General features: G+C 63.9%; 1 protein-coding gene. It reads left to right on the top strand.

The window, feature by feature from the left end:
• Positions 1-204, top strand: a 204-nt coding sequence (locus RVY79_RS18790; protein WP_317466074.1) for a hypothetical protein, incomplete at its 5' end; no start/stop codon positions are given.
• Positions 205-305 lie beyond the last annotated feature (101 nt).

The following is a 305-nucleotide window of genomic DNA, read 5'->3' as shown; positions in this document are numbered from 1 at the left end:
TTCGAGGCTGGTCCGCTCTCGCCGCGCGACGCTCGCTCCAGCGGCAATGCTGGTGACATGTTCGCAGAGGCGATGTTCGCGTGGCTGCGGCGACGCACACCGACGTGCAAGCGGCTTCTGTTTGGGTTCGCTTTGCTCGACCAGGCGGCAGCACGCGATCAGGTCGATCAGTTTGGATGGGAGACGGACCTCTCGGCGCCGTAGTACTTGGCGATCGAGTTGCCTCATGAGCAGATCTTCGAGATTGGCGCACGGATGCACCCACTGCAGCGCGCCCACCCCGGGCTCTTGTGCTCTGTGATGGC

Source organism: Chromohalobacter sp. HP20-39, assembly GCF_033052815.1.
Classification (GTDB): domain Bacteria; phylum Pseudomonadota; class Gammaproteobacteria; order Pseudomonadales; family Halomonadaceae; genus Chromohalobacter.
Note: the sequence above shows the minus strand (reverse complement) of the source record. Positions and strands in the feature narration are given on the sequence as shown.